The 14,273-nt window shown below is 58.6% G+C and carries 22 protein-coding genes and 2 tRNA genes; 19 read left to right on the top strand and 5 right to left on the bottom strand.

The annotated features are described in order from the left end of the window. Positions 1–118 precede the first annotated feature (118 nt). Complete coding sequence (locus tag HL45_RS21625) at positions 119–790, top strand: hypothetical protein (protein WP_233274745.1); 672 nt, start codon at positions 119–121, stop codon at positions 788–790. Positions 791–808: 18 nt separating this feature from the next. Here the strand turns inward: HL45_RS21625 and HL45_RS10000 are convergent, their stop codons facing one another. Both HL45_RS10000 and HL45_RS09995 read right to left on the bottom strand, forming a co-directional pair. Then, the gene (locus HL45_RS10000; protein WP_049970956.1) at positions 809–1,036 is read right to left on the bottom strand and encodes a hypothetical protein; all 228 of its coding nucleotides are present in this window, start codon (positions 1,034–1,036) and stop codon (positions 809–811) included. A 3-nt stretch (positions 1,037–1,039) separates the two neighbouring features. Beyond that, a complete protein-coding gene (locus tag HL45_RS09995; RefSeq protein ID WP_049970955.1) occupies positions 1,040–2,080 on the bottom strand; it encodes an Mrp/NBP35 family ATP-binding protein in 1,041 nt (346 codons plus the stop codon). A 191-nt stretch (positions 2,081–2,271) separates the two neighbouring features. On the opposite strand from HL45_RS09995, the gene moaA reads away from it, so the two are divergent. The 16 genes from moaA (at position 2,272) to rpsB (ending at position 10,587) form a co-directional block, all read left to right on the top strand. Next, positions 2,272–3,231 (top strand): GTP 3',8-cyclase MoaA, encoded by a 960-nt coding sequence (moaA, locus tag HL45_RS09990; protein ID WP_049970954.1) that lies wholly within the window; start codon positions 2,272–2,274, stop codon positions 3,229–3,231. A gap of 133 nt (positions 3,232–3,364) precedes the next feature. After that, on the top strand, positions 3,365–4,147 hold the full coding sequence (locus tag HL45_RS09985) for a M99 family carboxypeptidase catalytic domain-containing protein (protein WP_049970953.1): 783 nt from the start codon (positions 3,365–3,367) through the stop codon (positions 4,145–4,147). Next, positions 4,144–4,446: a hypothetical protein gene (locus tag HL45_RS09980; protein ID WP_049970952.1), complete on the top strand. Its 303-nt coding sequence runs from the start codon at positions 4,144–4,146 to the stop codon at positions 4,444–4,446. The genes HL45_RS09985 and HL45_RS09980 overlap by 4 nt, the downstream gene beginning before the upstream one ends. 78 nt (positions 4,447–4,524) lie before the next feature. Then, a tRNA-Ser gene (locus HL45_RS09975) sits at positions 4,525–4,609 on the top strand. 16 nt (positions 4,610–4,625) lie between these two features. After that, positions 4,626–5,129, top strand: coding sequence for a 30S ribosomal protein S13 (locus HL45_RS09970; protein ID WP_049970951.1), 504 nt, complete (start codon positions 4,626–4,628; stop codon positions 5,127–5,129). Continuing rightward, a complete protein-coding gene (locus tag HL45_RS09965) occupies positions 5,129–5,650 on the top strand; it encodes a 30S ribosomal protein S4 (RefSeq protein WP_049970950.1) in 522 nt (173 codons plus the stop codon). Before HL45_RS09970 ends, HL45_RS09965 begins: the two co-directional genes overlap by 1 nt. Further along, positions 5,647–6,033: a 30S ribosomal protein S11 gene (locus tag HL45_RS09960; RefSeq protein ID WP_049970949.1), complete on the top strand. Its 387-nt coding sequence runs from the start codon at positions 5,647–5,649 to the stop codon at positions 6,031–6,033. The genes HL45_RS09965 and HL45_RS09960 overlap by 4 nt, the downstream gene beginning before the upstream one ends. A 3-nt stretch (positions 6,034–6,036) precedes the next feature. Next, positions 6,037–6,783 (top strand): DNA-directed RNA polymerase subunit D, encoded by a 747-nt coding sequence (locus HL45_RS09955; protein WP_049970948.1) that lies wholly within the window; start codon positions 6,037–6,039, stop codon positions 6,781–6,783. A gap of 144 nt (positions 6,784–6,927) precedes the next feature. Then, positions 6,928–7,012, top strand: a tRNA-Leu gene (locus HL45_RS09950). Positions 7,013–7,042: 30 nt separating this feature from the next. Beyond that, a complete protein-coding gene (locus HL45_RS09945; RefSeq protein ID WP_049970947.1) occupies positions 7,043–7,396 on the top strand; it encodes a 50S ribosomal protein L18e in 354 nt (117 codons plus the stop codon). Beyond that, complete coding sequence (locus HL45_RS09940) at positions 7,393–7,830, top strand: 50S ribosomal protein L13 (RefSeq protein WP_049970946.1); 438 nt, start codon at positions 7,393–7,395, stop codon at positions 7,828–7,830. Before HL45_RS09945 ends, HL45_RS09940 begins: the two co-directional genes overlap by 4 nt. Continuing rightward, on the top strand, positions 7,824–8,219 hold the full coding sequence (locus HL45_RS09935) for a 30S ribosomal protein S9 (RefSeq protein ID WP_049970945.1): 396 nt from the start codon (positions 7,824–7,826) through the stop codon (positions 8,217–8,219). Before HL45_RS09940 ends, HL45_RS09935 begins: the two co-directional genes overlap by 7 nt. 13 nt (positions 8,220–8,232) lie before the next feature. Further along, positions 8,233–8,433, top strand: a complete 201-nt coding sequence (locus HL45_RS09930; RefSeq protein WP_049970944.1) for a DNA-directed RNA polymerase subunit N — start codon at positions 8,233–8,235, stop codon at positions 8,431–8,433. Further along, entirely contained in the window at positions 8,433–8,615 is a 183-nt protein-coding gene (locus HL45_RS09925) for a DNA-directed RNA polymerase subunit K (RefSeq protein ID WP_049970943.1), read from the top strand. The genes HL45_RS09930 and HL45_RS09925 overlap by 1 nt, the downstream gene beginning before the upstream one ends. After that, positions 8,612–9,817: a phosphopyruvate hydratase gene (eno, locus tag HL45_RS09920; RefSeq protein ID WP_049970942.1), complete on the top strand. Its 1,206-nt coding sequence runs from the start codon at positions 8,612–8,614 to the stop codon at positions 9,815–9,817. The genes HL45_RS09925 and eno overlap by 4 nt, the downstream gene beginning before the upstream one ends. Further along, a complete protein-coding gene (gene rpsB, locus HL45_RS09915) occupies positions 9,814–10,587 on the top strand; it encodes a 30S ribosomal protein S2 (RefSeq protein WP_049970941.1) in 774 nt (257 codons plus the stop codon). The genes eno and rpsB overlap by 4 nt, the downstream gene beginning before the upstream one ends. Positions 10,588–10,975: 388 nt before the next feature. Here the strand turns inward: rpsB and HL45_RS09910 are convergent, their stop codons facing one another. Further along, positions 10,976–11,650 (bottom strand): bacterio-opsin activator domain-containing protein, encoded by a 675-nt coding sequence (locus tag HL45_RS09910; RefSeq protein ID WP_049970940.1) that lies wholly within the window; start codon positions 11,648–11,650, stop codon positions 10,976–10,978. A gap of 112 nt (positions 11,651–11,762) precedes the next feature. On the opposite strand from HL45_RS09910, the gene mvk reads away from it, so the two are divergent. Both mvk and HL45_RS09900 read left to right on the top strand, forming a co-directional pair. Continuing rightward, positions 11,763–12,746 carry a mevalonate kinase gene (gene mvk, locus HL45_RS09905; RefSeq protein ID WP_049970939.1) on the top strand — a complete coding sequence of 328 codons (984 nt, stop codon included), beginning with the start codon at positions 11,763–11,765 and terminating at the stop codon, positions 12,744–12,746. Beyond that, entirely contained in the window at positions 12,743–13,492 is a 750-nt protein-coding gene (locus HL45_RS09900; RefSeq protein ID WP_049970938.1) for an isopentenyl phosphate kinase, read from the top strand. Before mvk ends, HL45_RS09900 begins: the two co-directional genes overlap by 4 nt. Before the next feature lie 146 nt (positions 13,493–13,638). Here the strand turns inward: HL45_RS09900 and HL45_RS09895 are convergent, their stop codons facing one another. Together HL45_RS09895 and HL45_RS09890 are read right to left on the bottom strand one after the other, a co-directional pair. Further along, entirely contained in the window at positions 13,639–13,893 is a 255-nt protein-coding gene (locus HL45_RS09895) for a DUF7314 family protein (RefSeq protein ID WP_049970937.1), read from the bottom strand. Further along, positions 13,886–14,266 carry a DUF7315 family membrane protein gene (locus HL45_RS09890; protein ID WP_233274744.1) on the bottom strand — a complete coding sequence of 127 codons (381 nt, stop codon included), beginning with the start codon at positions 14,264–14,266 and terminating at the stop codon, positions 13,886–13,888. The genes HL45_RS09895 and HL45_RS09890 overlap by 8 nt, the downstream gene beginning before the upstream one ends. Positions 14,267–14,273 lie beyond the last annotated feature (7 nt).

The following is a 14,273-nucleotide window of genomic DNA, read 5'->3' as shown; positions in this document are numbered from 1 at the left end:
TATCAAATCTCACTTTGAGAATGAAACGGTAGATTTGGTTGTTAGTAATCCTACTTCGGAATATGTAGAAAGTACGGGTGCTGTAATCACAATAAATAGTTACAAAGCATATGCTAGAATGTCTAGTCTTCGCCCTGGAGAATCCTTCAGAAAAGAAGTCAACATCACTCAAGGACTATACGCCTTCCAAGACAATCACTCGGTCTTCGTCTCAACATTCGGTGACAACACGACCTACAACTTTACCAAAGAGATCGATGCCTCGGACTCTCCAGAAGTTCTAACGCCGTACATCAAAAACGTCACCGTCGCCAACGGAACGATAGATGGAGAGCAGTCCGCAGTCGCATACGTTACGCTTGCGAACCCGTCGATTCAAACGTACTCCTCGAAACTGTTCGTTCATACACTCGGTACAGAAGGAAGCTTCTACCCCGCATCCATCCGACCGGGTGGAACGCGAACGATAAAAGTCGAATTGTTGGACGAAGATGGACAAGAAATAGCGGGTGAAGCACGATTGTACTCGGGGAACCTCACGGAATCGGACGGCGGTCTCGACCAGATGGGATTCGTCGGAACGGCAGGTGAACAAACCGAAACGTGGAACGAATCGTTCGAACCGGTGCGGCCCACCTGGATGGACAGCCACTACAAGTACAAGAACAAAACCCACGCGCCGAGTTTCGGTGAAAAGCTCAGCGGGGGACACGAAATCGAGGGAATTCCGCTCGCCTATCTCGTATTTTCCCTGTTCGGTGTCTTCGTCGTTATTCGTCGATTGCGGTGAAGCGATCTGTTTTCTGGCTCACGAACCCTTCCCACCGGCGTCTTTCGTCCGAATGATTTCGCGCATGTTGATATAGATGTCTTTCGGGGAAGTCTCCTCATTTGGGTCGTAGAGGTCGCTGATTCGGTAGAGAATCGCGGCGACGAGTTTGCTCTCGCTGCTCTCGCCGCGGATGTCGTCCGCAATTTCTCTGAGGATTTCGACTCGTTCCGGGTTCGGTTCGAATGTCTCAGTTTCGCCGGACATGTGTTATTTCTGCTTTTGCTTGCGCCGGTTGATAATCCCGACGTTGTTGGCGACGTTTTCAGTCAAGATGCGGAACGCGTCTCCGGTTTCGCTGTCTTCGTCGAGGACGATTGGGGTTCCCTCGTCGCCACCGGTTCGAACGTCAGGGTCGAGGGGGACACCGCCGAGGAACGGCATATCCTGCTCTTCGGCGAACGCCGCACCGCCACCGTGTCCGAAGATGTCGTGTTCGCCGCCACAGTCGGGGCAGACGAACGAACTCATGTTTTCGGCAATGCCGAGGACGGGGGTTTCGTGTTTGCCAAACATCTGGAGTCCCTTCTGTGCATCATCGAGCGCGACTTGCTGTGGCGTCGTGACGATAACTGCCCCAGTGACGGGGACGCTCTGGAGGAGGGTGAGTTGCGTGTCGCCGGTTCCCGGTGGAAGGTCAACGACCATGTAGTCGAGTTGGCCCCACTCTACGTCCTCCCAAAGTTGGGTGAGAACCTTGTGAACCATCGGGCCGCGCCAGATAACGGGGTCGTCTTCGCCGACGAGGAATGCCATGCTCATCAGTTTCACGCCGAACTTCTCCGGCGGGACGAGTTTGCCTTCCTCGGTTGCCTGTGGTCGCTGGTCGGCGGCGACCATCCGTGGAACGTTCGGGCCGTACACGTCGGCGTCGAACAAGCCGACGCGGGCACCAAGTTTGGAGAGTCCAGCGGCAAGGTTGACTGCGACGGTACTCTTGCCGACGCCACCCTTTCCGGAGGCGACGGCGATGATGTTTTTCACGCCGGGCAAAACCTGTTCTTCTGGGGAGTGCTGGCTATCGACGCGAGCGGAGAGTTCGGCGTTGATGCCCTCATTGCTGAGTACCTCACGGACGCGATTTGCGATTTCGGTTTCGTGGGGTGCATACGGTGCCCCGAGGGCGAGCGAAATTTGTGCGGTGTCGCCATCGACAGAGATGTCGTTGACGAGTCCAAGCGAAACGATGTCCTCGCCGAGGTCGGGGTCTTCGACGGTTCGAAGGTGATCTCGAACGTCAGCTTCGTCCATGCTTTCGGCTAGGGTGTGACCTGTCGATAAGGCTTGTGAACTGGGTAACCCTGTGAATGCTGGAATTTGATTCGGACTTTCGTTTCGTTACTGAGGTCAGTTTCTTTTGGACGATAGAGTAACCCAATCTGGTTACATCCGTGTTGCTGACTCCCACGAGTTTAATAATGCTCGTCCGAAAGGTACGGATAATGCTCGAAGATTCGTTCGAGCGCGAGGTCACGGGGGTACGAATCTCTCTCACCGATCGGTGCAATTTCGACTGCGTCTACTGTCACAACGAGGGGCTTGGGGACACGCGAGGCCCGATGGATCCACAGGACGACGAAATGAGCGCCGACGACGTGGTTCGGTTTCTGGAAGTGGCCCGCGAGTTCGACGTGCAGAAAGTGAAGTTTACGGGTGGAGAACCGATGCTCCGGCAGGATTTGGAGGAAATAATCCGCCGGACGCCGGATGGGATGGAAACGTCCCTGACGACGAACGGAACGTTCCTCCCGGGCCGAGCGGAGGAACTCCGCGAGGCAGGACTATCGCGAGTGAACGTCTCGCAGGACGCGCTCGACCCGAAAGCCTTCGCAGAAGTGACGAAGAGCGGAGCCTACGACAAAGTGATGGAAGGTGTCGAAACCGCCCTCGACGTCGGACTCGACCCGGTAAAGCTCAACATGGTCGTGTTCGAGGCGACGGCAGGGTACGTTCCGCAGATGGTAGATCACGTTGCGGAAAACGACGGCCTCCAACTGCAACTCATCGAGTACATGCCCGAGTTGACGGGAAAACCGGAGTGGGCAATCGACATCCAACGCGTTCACGATTGGCTCAAAGAACAGGCCGACGAAATCGAAATCCGCGAAATGCACGGGCGAAAGCGGTACTGGATAAACGGCGGAATGGTAGAAATCGTTGACCCGGTCGAGAATCCGAGCTTCTGTTCTAACTGCCATCGCGTGCGCGTGACGCACGAAGGATACCTCAAGGGATGTCTGAACCGCAACGATGACCTGCGATCGATGGGCGAAATGACCAAGCCCGAAATCAGGGAAACGTTCCGGGAAACGGTCGCAAATCGAGTGCCGTACTACGGCGAGTATATGATTCGAAACGGCAATGGCGAGTGGGAAATAAATGACCGGTACATCGACGCCTGAACAGGCATCATCGACGCCAGAGTCAGACATTCGAATCGCTCAGTATCGTTCCTGAAATTCGTTCCACGGCCGTCGAACGAATTTCGCCCGAGCGGTAACAAAGTTAATACGGACTGGCTACTCGCCTTCTCGTATGCGACGACGGGCATTTTTGACGAAAGTCGGTGGGCTTTCTATCGCTGGAGCGAGCGTTTCGATGGTTGGCGGTGGTCGGGCGAGTCAGACCGCGGCAGAACCCGCGTACACGATTCTGTCTGGAACAGAACACGCGACAGACGTGTTCGTCCGGGAGGAAGGAAACGGCCCGACGGCGCTGGTCGTCGGCGGAATGCACGGTGATGAAGAAAGCGGCTACCGCGCCGCAACCGACATCGCGGAGTGGCAAATTGCAGGTGGGACGCTCGTCGTCCTCCCGAAAGCGAATCAAGTGGCGATTCGAGCGAACAGTCGCGAGGGGGAAAACGGCGATTTGAACCGGCAGTTCCCACCCGGTGAAGAACCTGAAACGGAACTCGCACGGGCAATCTGGGACGTGGTTTCCCGTCACGACCCTGATGTCGTGCTGGATTTGCACCGCTCGGTCGGAATTTACGGCTATCACGAATCGTCGGTCGGGCAAGTTATTTGGCCGACGGATGCAGGAAAGGCGAGCGAGTATGCGAAGCAGACGACGGAGTATCTGAACGAATCGGTCGTCCCGTGGTCGATGCCGCTCCACGCGTTTCGTCGTGGTGGTGAGATAACGGGGACGAGTTCCATGCTCGTTCACAAAGTTGCGGGCGATTTGAGCAGACCGGGATACATCTTCGAGACGACGGAATTTTTCGTCGACACCGAAACGAGAGTTCGCTGGACGAAGAAAGCCACCGAAGATTTACTTTCCCGGCACGAAATCGAGCGGAGGGAAGGGCGATGAACTCGGAGAATCGACGGATAAACGTTAGCAAAATTTTGGCGGGGCGGGCAGTGTGGGGTTGGTATCTGCTGTTGGTCGTTCCAGTCGTCGTCGGTGCGTTGGATACCCGATTTATGACGCCAATCGCCCTGCCGGGGTATTTGATTCTGACGCTCGGAAGCTCCTTCGGAAGCTACCTCTTTCCGACCTTCGAGCTATGGGTGTTCTGGGCACCGTTTTTCGTCGGAATGTACCTCATCTCGGTGGGCCTTGCGGCGGCGTATCGTGCAGTTCGAGAGACATTCGTTGCGTTTAAATAGTAACCACCGGTACGTTGAGTTGCAGACACCTGTAGGGACACGCGTCCCGAGTCCGGAAGGGCGAACATATGAACGCGTGTCGAGGTAGCCTAGTCTGGCCCACGGCGCAGGGTTGCTAACTCTGTGGCGTCAAGCCTCGAGGGTTCGAATCCCTCCCTCGACGCTCCAAACCTATAACCATGAGTACGGAACAACCACAGGACGAAGACGACGACCTTCGGTACTTCGTCCGCATCGGGCAAACAGACCTCGATGGGACGAAGTCCGTAGAGCGGTCGCTTTCCGATATGAACGGAATCGGTCGTCGCACGGCACGACTGCTCGCCGAGAAGGCGGGCATCGACCGAACCGCGACGTTCGGTCGACTCGACGAGGACGACATTCAGAGCGTCGTCGAGGCCGTGGAAAATTACGCCGACGAAGTTCCCGGGTGGCTCGCAAACCACCGAGACGGATACTTCTCCGGCGAGACAACCCACGAAACCGGTAACGACCTGTCCATGTCGCGGCGACAGGACATCAACCGGATGAAGATGATTAGCTCCTACAAAGGCATTCGACACAAGCGCGGACAGAAAGTTCGCGGACAGCGAACCAAGTCCACTGGTCGTACAGAGGGTACGATTGGCGTGAACGTCGAAGCTATCAAGGAAGAAGCCGCCGCGGAGGGTGACGAAGAATAATGTCGCTCCCCGGTGAGAACACCAAATTCTACGAGACGCCGAATCACCCGTTCCAGGGCGAGCGAATCGGCGAAGAACGCGGTCTGATGGACCGATACGGCCTGAAGAACAAGGAAGAGCTCTGGCGCGCCCAGAGTGAACTCCGCAGCTACCGCCGTGAGGCCCGACGACTGCTCGGCAACATCACGGGCGACGAATCCGCAGACGGTGGCGAGTTCCTCTCGCGCCTGAAGCGAATCGGCGTCCTCGACGACGGCGACGAACTCGGCGACGTTCTGCTCCTCGAAATTACGGACGTGCTTGAGCGACGTCTCCAAACCGTTGCCTACCGGAAAGGACTGGCAAACACGCCACAGCAGGCGCGCCAGTTCATCACCCACGGCCACGTTACGGTGGACGACCGACGCGTGTCGATTCCGTCGTACAAGGTCGAAATCGTCGAGGAAGGCAGCGTCGCCTTCGACGAGAACAGCCCGCTTGCAGACGAACTTCATCCAGAACGCGCGGAGGGTAACGAATGAACGACAACGACGAAAAGTGGGGAATCGCCCACGTACACGCATCGTTCAACAACACGATTATCACGATTACCGACCTCACCGGTGCCGAGACGATTGCGAAGTCCTCCGGTGGGACGGTCGTGAAACAGAATCGAGACGAGTCCTCGCCGTACGCGGCCATGCAGATGGCCGAAACGGTCGCGGACGAAGTCAAAGCCGCTGGCATCGACGGCCTGCACGTCCGCGTGCGAGGCCCCGGTGGCAATCTCCAGCAGAACCCGGGACCGGGTGCGCAGGCGACGATTCGCGCACTCGCTCGTGCCGGAATCGAAATCGGCCGCATCGAGGACGTAACGCCGATTCCGCACGACGGTACCCGCGCACCGAAAGGTAGTGGATTCTAACATATGACCGAAGACTTCGACGTAGAGTTCATCGACGGCGACGAACGCAAGGCGCGGTTCCTCGTTCGCAACGTCACCCCGGCGTTCGCCAACGGTATCCGCCGGGCCATGATTGCGGACGTTCCGACGCTGTCCATCGAGACGCTCCGCGTCATCGAGAACTCCTCGGTGATGTTCGACGAGCAGATTGGACTGCGTCTCGGCTTGGTTCCGCTAACCACGCCGCCCGGCGAGTTCGAGGAGGGCGACACCGTAACGCTCAGCCTCGACGTTTCCGGGCCGGGAACCGCGTTCTCCGGCGACCTCATCAGTTCCGATGAGATGGTACAACCCGCCGAGGACAACGTTCCGATTATCGACCTGAAGGACAGTCAGCGCCTTGAACTGGAGGCTGACGCAGTCATCGGGACGGGGAAGGAACACGCACGGCATCAAGGTGGCGTCGCGGTCGGCTACCGTCACCTGCAACGCGTCGAAGTCGTCGGCGACCGGGACGAGTTCGGAGAAGAAGAACCCCAGATTCTCCGCGGCATCATCGAAGACGATGGTGAACTCGTTCCGACGGAATCGTTCGACCACGACCTGACTAACCGGTTCCCCGGAAAGGAGGTCGAGGTTCACGACGTTCCGAACGCATTCGTGTTCGACGTCGAAAGCGACGGTTCGTTTACCGTCGAAGAGTTGGTCACGCAGGCGGTCGATTCGTTGGTCGAACGCGCGGACGAACTCGAACAGGCAATTCAACTATAACAATGACAGGCCCTTGGAACACCCCTGACGCGTTCGCCGATTCGACGGAGAGTGTCGACTCTCGGAATCGGCCAACCGAAAGTGGTTTTAAGGGCCGCGGACAACTGTGTGATGCCCACGAGGGCGCGCACGTATTCTCAACGTGCAGGGATAGCCAAGTCTGGCCAACGGCGCAGCGTTCAGGGCGCTGTCTCGTAGGAGTCCGCAGGTTCAAATCCTGCTCCCTGCACTTCAGTTCTCAGTACTTGGAGGAAGTAGCATGAGTAAAACTAACCCGAGGCTTAGTAGTCTCATCGCCGAACTCAAGTCGGTTTCGCGCAGCGAAGAAACCGACGTGTGGAACGACGTTGCGACCCGCCTCGAGAAACCACGGAGTACGCACGCGGAGGTTAACCTGGGCCGTATCGAACGATACGCACAGGAAGACGAAACCGTCATCGTACCCGGTAAGGTTCTCGGAAGCGGTGTCCTGCAAAAGAACGTCACTGTTGCCGCAGTCGATTTCTCATCGACCGCGGAGACGAAGATAGAGCAGGCAAACGGCGATCCGATCCAACTCGAACAGGCAATTGAACAGAACCCCAACGGCGCTAACGTGCGAGTGATTCGATGAGTATCGCAGAGTATGACGCTGATGTCATCGTTGACGCCCGCGACTGCATTCTCGGTCGCGTGGCGAGCAAGGTCGCACAGAAGGCAATGGACGGCGAGCGAGTCGCCGTCGTCAACGCCGAGGAAGCTATCATCACCGGTGGCAAACAGGACATACTGGACAAGTTCGAGACGAGGTTCAACCTCAGCTCCGACCAAGGTCCGTACTACCCGAAGCGACCGGACATGATAGCAAAGCGCTCGATTCGCGGCATGCTTCCGTACAAGAAGTCGCGCGGCCGGGAGGCTTTCGAGAACATTCGTGTCTACGTCGGCAACCCATACGACGAGGATGGCGAAATCCTCGATGGAACGTCGCTGGACCGACTCTCGAACATCCGTTTCGTCCAACTGGGCGAAGTCAGCGAATACCTAGGTGCTAACGTCACATGGTAACGAACACGAGCGGAAAGAAGAAAACGGCAATCGCCCGTGCCACGGTTACGGAGGGCGAAGGTCGTGTGCGAATCAACTCGAAACCAGTCGAACTGGTCGAGCCGGAGATGGCCCGACTCAAGATGCTCGAACCGTTCCGCATCGCGAACGACGAGCGCGACGCCGTCGACGTCAACGTTGACGTTTCGGGCGGCGGTATCACCGGACAGGCAGACGCAGTCCGCACCGCGATTGCACGCGGACTCGTCCAGCATATGAACGACGCAGAACTCCGTGACGCGTTCATGGAGTTCGACCGTTCCCTGCTGGTCAACGACGTTCGCCAGTCCGAACCCAAAAAGTGGGGCGGCCCCGGTGCCCGTGCCCGCTACCAGAAGTCCTACCGTTGAGGTGGTTTAACCCATGATGATTCCAGTCCGGTGTTTCACGTGCGGCAAGGTCGTCGGTGAACACTGGCAGGAGTACAAGGCGCGCGCCGAAACCCAGATGGGGAACGAAGACCCCGGAAAGGTTCTCGACGAACTCGGCGTCGAACGTCACTGCTGCCGTCGAATGATAGTGTCACACAAAGACCTCGTGGACATCGTCGCCCCGTACCAGTAATGGCTCAACAACAATACTCCCGATACGAAAAAGCCCGAATCCTCGGTGCGAGAGCGCTGCAAGTGTCATACGGCGCGCCAGTGCTCATCGAAACGGAGGAGTCACAGCCGATTCTCATCGCGGCCGAAGAGTACGACGCCGGTGTGCTGCCGTTCTCCGTGCGTCGTCAGGAGGAGCAATGACGCGCATCGAAAGCGTCAGACTCCGCCGAATCCTCGACTCGCGCGGCAACGCGACGGTCGAGGCGGACGTGCTGACCGAGAGCGGTGGCTTCGGTCGTGCCGCCGCGCCGAGCGGCGCGAGCACGGGCGAGTACGAAGCGATAGAACTCGACCCCGGCGAGGCAATCGCCTCGGCCCGGGAACACGCCGTTCCACGCCTCGAAGGGAACGTCTACGTTGGCGACCAGCGCGACGTTGACACCACCCTTCGTGCGGCGGACGGCACGGACAACTTCTCGGAAATCGGTGCGAACAGCGCCGTCGCAATCAGCATGGCCGCCGCGAAGGCTGCGGCTGACGTGATTGGCGCGCCGCTGTATCAACATCTCGGTGGTGCGTTCCGCGGTGACACCTTCCCGGTGCCACTCGGAAACGTCATCGGGGGTGGCGAACACGCCGCGGACGCGACCGCGATTCAGGAGTTCCTCGCGGCACCCGTCGGCGCTCCGAGCGTGCAGGACGCGGTGTTCGCCAACGCCGCAGTGCATCAGGAAGCCGCGAACATTCTCGATGAGCGTGGCGTCCCCTCGGCAAAAGGTGACGAGGGTGCGTGGGCACCGTCCATCGACGACGACGAAGCGTTCGAAGTGATGGACGAAGCGGTTTCGGCCGTTTCCGACGACTTCGGCTTCGACATTCGGTTCGGCCTCGACGTGGCCGGTGCCGAGATGTACGAGGACGGCGAGTACCACTACCGCGACCAGACGCGCTCGACCGACGAGCAGATAGCGTACATCGCAGACCTCGTGGACGAGTACGACCTCGTCTACGTCGAAGACCCACTGGACGAGAACGACTACGAAGGCTTCGCCGAACTCACCGACCGCGTCGGTGACCAGACGCTCATCTGCGGTGACGACCTGTTCGTCACCAACGTCGAACGACTGGGTGACGGTATCGAGCAGGATGCCGGAAACAGCATCCTCATCAAGCCGAACCAAATCGGCACGCTCTCGGATGCGTTCGACGCCATCGAACTCGCCGTCGAGAACGGCTACGACCCCGTCATTTCCCACCGAAGCGGCGAAACCGAGGATACGACCATCGCACACCTCGCTGTTGCGACCGGCGCCCCGTTCATCAAAACGGGGTCGGTCGGCGGCGAGCGAACCGCTAAACTCAACGAACTCATCCGAATCGAGCAGAACGTATCACGATTATGAGCGATAACGAATCAGAACAGGTAGAAGAAGAAACGGACGGTCTCGACGCCGCGGAAGCGGAAGTCGATGCGGAACCGACCGGCGAGTCCGGTGCGGAACCCAACGTTGACCCCGACGAGGATGTCGGCGCACAGGCGGACGAGACCGAAGAAGAACCGCAGTTCGACGAGGACGTGCTCGGCGACGAGGAGGCAGACCTTCTCATTCCCGTCGAGGACTACCTCGGCGCTGGTGTCCACATCGGTACGCAACAGAAAACCGAGGACATGGAGCGGTTCATCCACCGCGTTCGAACGGACGGCCTGTACGTCCTCGACGTGAGCAAGACCGATCAGCGAATCCGCACGGCCGCGGACTTCCTGTCCAACTACAACCCAGAACAGATGTTGGTCACGTCCTCGCGCCAGTACGGTCGCTTCCCAGCCGAGAAATTCGCCGAAGCGGTCGGCGCACGCGCTCGCACGGGTCGATTCATCCCGGGCACGCTAACGAACCCGAAGTACGACGGCTACATCGAACCCGACGTCGTCGTCGTCACCGACCCAATCGGAGACGCACAGGCGGTCAAGGAGGCCATCACGGTCGGCATCCCTGTCATCGCAATGTGTGACTCCAACAACAACACGAGCAACGTTGACCTCGTCGTTCCGACGAACAACAAAGGTCGCAAGGCGCTGTCGGTCGTCTACTGGCTGCTGGCCAACGAGACGCTCGACCGCCGCGGTGCCGAACCCGCCTACTCGCTCGACGACTTCGAGAGCGAGATTTAATCGCATTTTCGACTTCGAACTGCGCTGTTTTCCGGATTGTTCGTACTGATACAGCACTCGGAGAGGCATCTCGTTCGTCGGTGGGGGTTCGTTCAAAACTGCCGGTGGACGGTACCCTCGTGTAAAAGCGCTTGATGGTGCAACCAATGCAGTGACCACGAACCGCGACAGATACACGATGATGGGTGGGAGACGGATTCTAAACTGCCGAGTGTGTGAATGGGTCGTCGATCCAGCAATGAGCGGACGCGAAGAGTCGAATCGACGAGCGATAGCGCATTTTCGTGAAACCGGCCATCCGATTGCGTGTCACAAACACGAACACTCGTTTCGTGCGTTTTCGATTCGATATTTTGCTCCGGAGTGACCAACCGATTCCGTCGGTCCGTTATTTGGATGAGTCCGCACCCTCGCCGAGGATGAGCGCGTTTTCCACGAGACTGCCGTGGCCGCGGCGGAGTCGCTCGGAAACGGCTTGGTGTGAGATTCCGAGTTCTTCGGAGAGGTCGTCGGCCGTCGCCTTGCGGGGAACCTGATAGTAGCCGTGTTCGTAGGCCAGCGTGAGTGTATCCTGCTGGTCTTCCGTGAGTCCGAACCGACCCTTTCGTCCGTCCTCTAACTGGTAGATGTTGAGAATATCGAGGGTGAGTCCGTGATTTTCGCAGTAGTCGTAGGTACGCGAGAGGGAATCTCGTTCAGGAAAGACGATGCGGAAATTCCAACAGTTGTCGTTGCCCATTGCCGCGAGAATCGTTCCGTCCTCTTTGACGAGGATTTGGATAAGGGCGTCTATCTGGTCTACCCAGCCCATTCGATAGAGCCACTCGTCGTCTAAATCGGTGAGCAGTTCGATGTCTTCGACGGTCGGATCGTCTTCGAGCGCCGCTTGGATTTCTTCGTGGCTACTTTTCTCGCTGCTAATCCAGACGAACGGCATGACTTGGTCGTCGTCGTGGGCGACGACGCGCTCGATTTCGAAGTTCAGGTCGTCGAGTGCGGCGAGTGACTGATGTAGTGCAAATTCATCTGGAGGGATTTCGACTTCGACCACAGTTGCAGTCATAGTACGACGATGGTTCTCCCCGACGATATATGCGTTGACTCTTGCACGCAGGGACACCAGCGACGCAATCCATTCGAAAAAAGTGATACCCCCCGCTCACCGAGAGTACGACATGACCGTTTCGAGCGCCCCGGGGAAGGTGTATCTATTCGGGGAACACGCCGTAGTGTATGGCGAACCCGCCGTCCCCTGTGCCATCGAGCGCCGGGCGACGGTGACAGTCGAATCACGCGACGACGACCGCCTTCGTGTTCATCTATCAGACCTTAGCATCGACGGATTCACCGTCGAATACAGCGGCAGCACCGACGAAACGCCCGACGTGAACGTCTCGGAATCGCTCGTTCAGGCCGGAATCGGCTACATCGACGCCGCAATCGAACAGGCCCGCAATGCGACTGATAGGCCGGACGCTGGTTTCGACATCACCGTCGAAAGCGACATTCCGCTGGGTGCCGGGCTCGGTTCCTCCGCGGCGGTGACCGTCGCCGCAATCGACGCCGCAACGCGCGAACTCGGCGTATCGCTTTCGAGCGACGAAATCGCAGACAGAGCGTATCGGGCGGAACTCGCGGTACAGGACGGCGAGGCTTCGCGTGCGGACACGTTCTGCTCTGCAACTGGTGGCGCGGTTCGCGTGGAAGGAGACGACTGTCGAGCCGTCGAATCGCCGGAGTTACCCATCGTCGTCGGCTTCGACGGCGGTGCTGGCGATACGGGCAAACTCGTGGCTGGCGTTCGCGCGCTCCGCGATGAGTACGAGTTTGCGGGGGAGACAGTGAAAAGCATCGGCGACATCGTCCGGAAAGGAGAGCGCGCGCTGACCGAGGGAGACACCGAAGAGCTCGGTAAGCTGATGAACTTCAATCACGGCCTGCTGGAAGCGCTCGGCGTTTCCTCGCGCTCGCTCGACAATATGGTCTGGGCGGCCCGCGACGCGGGCGCGCTCGGCGCGAAACTCACGGGTGCAGGTGGCGGCGGCTGTATCGTCGCCCTCGACCCGACCGACGAAACCGAGACGGCACTTCGATTTACGCCCGGATGTGAAGATGCGTTCCGTGCCGAACTCGACACCGAGGGGGTGCGCGAAGAATGAGTCTCACCGTCCTCAAACTCGGCGGAAGCGTCATCACGGACAAAGACCGTGCCGACACGCTCGATGGCGAGACCCTCGGGAAAGTCAGCGATGCAATCAGCGACGCGAGCGTGGACGACCTCGTGTTGGTTCACGGCGGCGGCAGTTTCGGCCACCACCACGCGAGCGAACACGGCGTGTCGAAAACGAGCGGGAGTAGCGACATCGACGCGGTCACCGACATCCACGGCGCGATGAAGACCCTGAACAACTTCGTCCTCTCGTGGCTTCACGACCGAGGAATTCCAGCCGTTCCCGTCCATCCGTTCTCCGCCGCGGTGAGAGACGCAGTCGCGTCTCTCACCCTCCCGACCGAACAAATCGAGACGATGCTGAAAGAGGGATTCGTCCCTGTTCTCCACGGCGACGTGGTCGCCCACGAGGGCGAAGGCGTCACCGTCGTCAGCGGCGACGAACTCGTCGTCTCGGTGGCACGCCACCTCGACGCCGACCGCGTTGGTTTCTGTTCGACGGTTCCGGGAGTGTTGGACGAAAACGACGAGGTCATCCCCGAAATCACGGCCTACGAAGCTGTCGCGGACGTACTCGGCGAGAGCGAATCGACCGACGTGACCGGCGGCATGGCCGGAAAAGTTCGCTCGCTTCTCGAACTCGGCGCTCCGGCGTCGATTTTCTCCCCGGACGACGTATCTTCGTTTCTCGATGGGGAAACGCCCGGAACGCGAATCGACGCCGCAGGCGAGTAGCCATACTGAAGACCGAGTTTACGCGCGAGTTGAGCCAATTTCTTTGGAACTGATGGCTACGTGCGTACTCTAACAGCTACGTGTTAGAAGACGAAAGAAGGGTAGATGCGTTTTGCTGGTAGTTCGTTTTCGGTTCGACGCCGCGATTACTGTCGTGCCAGTCGAAGTTGGCGAATGCCGGGGATGATGACCCAGAAGAACAGCATACCGAGGATGGCGAACCAGAAGAACGCTTCGCGGAGTATGATGGCGAGGCTACCGTACATGTCGAGGCCAGTCGGAACCTCACCGATGAGTTGCGTGTCTTCGAACCCGGGTGTCGTGTACCAGCCCGAAAGAACCATCCACGCGAACCCCGCACAGGTGGCAATACTGAGTCCCTTTATGAATTCGTCAGCCATTGTTTGACGGTTCGTCGGAGTCGTCTTTAGACTTTCCCATTCCCTCAGCGCGGAAGCGAGTGGAAAACGCGTACACGACCGTCCCCGCCACGATGAGGAGGAGTCCGAAAATCGCAAGCGGATAGTTGACCTCCGAAATCGGCGCGCTCGCCCGGTTAGTTGCAAAATCCAGTGCGATGAACCCACCGACGACGGTGAAGACCGCGAACATCGTCGAAAAGACGGTGACGATTTTGTACAGTTGTAGCGGGACGACGACGTCGCGGGACGCGATACCGGTCGAACTTTCATTCGCGTTCGATTCGCCGTTCCCATCGCTCTCGTCGTCGAAAGCCGAGTAGCTAGTCTCTGATTCGTCGTCGCGTGAAGACATAAAGAAA

The sequence above is a fragment of the Haladaptatus cibarius D43 genome (assembly GCF_000710615.1).
In the GTDB taxonomy this organism is placed as follows: domain Archaea; phylum Halobacteriota; class Halobacteria; order Halobacteriales; family Haladaptataceae; genus Haladaptatus; species Haladaptatus cibarius.
Note: the sequence above shows the minus strand (reverse complement) of the source record. Positions and strands in the feature narration are given on the sequence as shown.

Excerpts from the sequence above, each read along its gene's own strand:
- HL45_RS21625 (WP_233274745.1), top strand. The coding sequence starts at position 119 with ATGTCTAGTCTTCGCCCTGGAGAATCCTTCAGAAAAGAAGTCAACATC.
- HL45_RS10000 (WP_049970956.1), bottom strand. The coding sequence starts at position 1,036 with ATGTCCGGCGAAACTGAGACATTCGAACCGAACCCGGAACGAGTCGAA.
- HL45_RS09995 (WP_049970955.1), bottom strand. The coding sequence starts at position 2,080 with ATGGACGAAGCTGACGTTCGAGATCACCTTCGAACCGTCGAAGACCCC.
- moaA (WP_049970954.1), top strand. The coding sequence starts at position 2,272 with ATGCTCGAAGATTCGTTCGAGCGCGAGGTCACGGGGGTACGAATCTCT.
- HL45_RS09985 (WP_049970953.1), top strand. The coding sequence starts at position 3,365 with ATGCGACGACGGGCATTTTTGACGAAAGTCGGTGGGCTTTCTATCGCT.
- HL45_RS09980 (WP_049970952.1), top strand. The coding sequence starts at position 4,144 with ATGAACTCGGAGAATCGACGGATAAACGTTAGCAAAATTTTGGCGGGG.
- HL45_RS09970 (WP_049970951.1), top strand. The coding sequence starts at position 4,626 with ATGAGTACGGAACAACCACAGGACGAAGACGACGACCTTCGGTACTTC.
- HL45_RS09965 (WP_049970950.1), top strand. The coding sequence starts at position 5,129 with ATGTCGCTCCCCGGTGAGAACACCAAATTCTACGAGACGCCGAATCAC.
- HL45_RS09960 (WP_049970949.1), top strand. The coding sequence starts at position 5,647 with ATGAACGACAACGACGAAAAGTGGGGAATCGCCCACGTACACGCATCG.
- HL45_RS09955 (WP_049970948.1), top strand. The coding sequence starts at position 6,037 with ATGACCGAAGACTTCGACGTAGAGTTCATCGACGGCGACGAACGCAAG.
- HL45_RS09945 (WP_049970947.1), top strand. The coding sequence starts at position 7,043 with ATGAGTAAAACTAACCCGAGGCTTAGTAGTCTCATCGCCGAACTCAAG.
- HL45_RS09940 (WP_049970946.1), top strand. The coding sequence starts at position 7,393 with ATGAGTATCGCAGAGTATGACGCTGATGTCATCGTTGACGCCCGCGAC.
- HL45_RS09935 (WP_049970945.1), top strand. The coding sequence starts at position 7,824 with ATGGTAACGAACACGAGCGGAAAGAAGAAAACGGCAATCGCCCGTGCC.
- HL45_RS09930 (WP_049970944.1), top strand. The coding sequence starts at position 8,233 with ATGATGATTCCAGTCCGGTGTTTCACGTGCGGCAAGGTCGTCGGTGAA.
- HL45_RS09925 (WP_049970943.1), top strand. The coding sequence starts at position 8,433 with ATGGCTCAACAACAATACTCCCGATACGAAAAAGCCCGAATCCTCGGT.
- eno (WP_049970942.1), top strand. The coding sequence starts at position 8,612 with ATGACGCGCATCGAAAGCGTCAGACTCCGCCGAATCCTCGACTCGCGC.
- rpsB (WP_049970941.1), top strand. The coding sequence starts at position 9,814 with ATGAGCGATAACGAATCAGAACAGGTAGAAGAAGAAACGGACGGTCTC.
- HL45_RS09910 (WP_049970940.1), bottom strand. The coding sequence starts at position 11,650 with ATGACTGCAACTGTGGTCGAAGTCGAAATCCCTCCAGATGAATTTGCA.
- mvk (WP_049970939.1), top strand. The coding sequence starts at position 11,763 with ATGACCGTTTCGAGCGCCCCGGGGAAGGTGTATCTATTCGGGGAACAC.
- HL45_RS09900 (WP_049970938.1), top strand. The coding sequence starts at position 12,743 with ATGAGTCTCACCGTCCTCAAACTCGGCGGAAGCGTCATCACGGACAAA.
- HL45_RS09895 (WP_049970937.1), bottom strand. The coding sequence starts at position 13,893 with ATGGCTGACGAATTCATAAAGGGACTCAGTATTGCCACCTGTGCGGGG.
- HL45_RS09890 (WP_233274744.1), bottom strand. The coding sequence starts at position 14,266 with ATGTCTTCACGCGACGACGAATCAGAGACTAGCTACTCGGCTTTCGAC.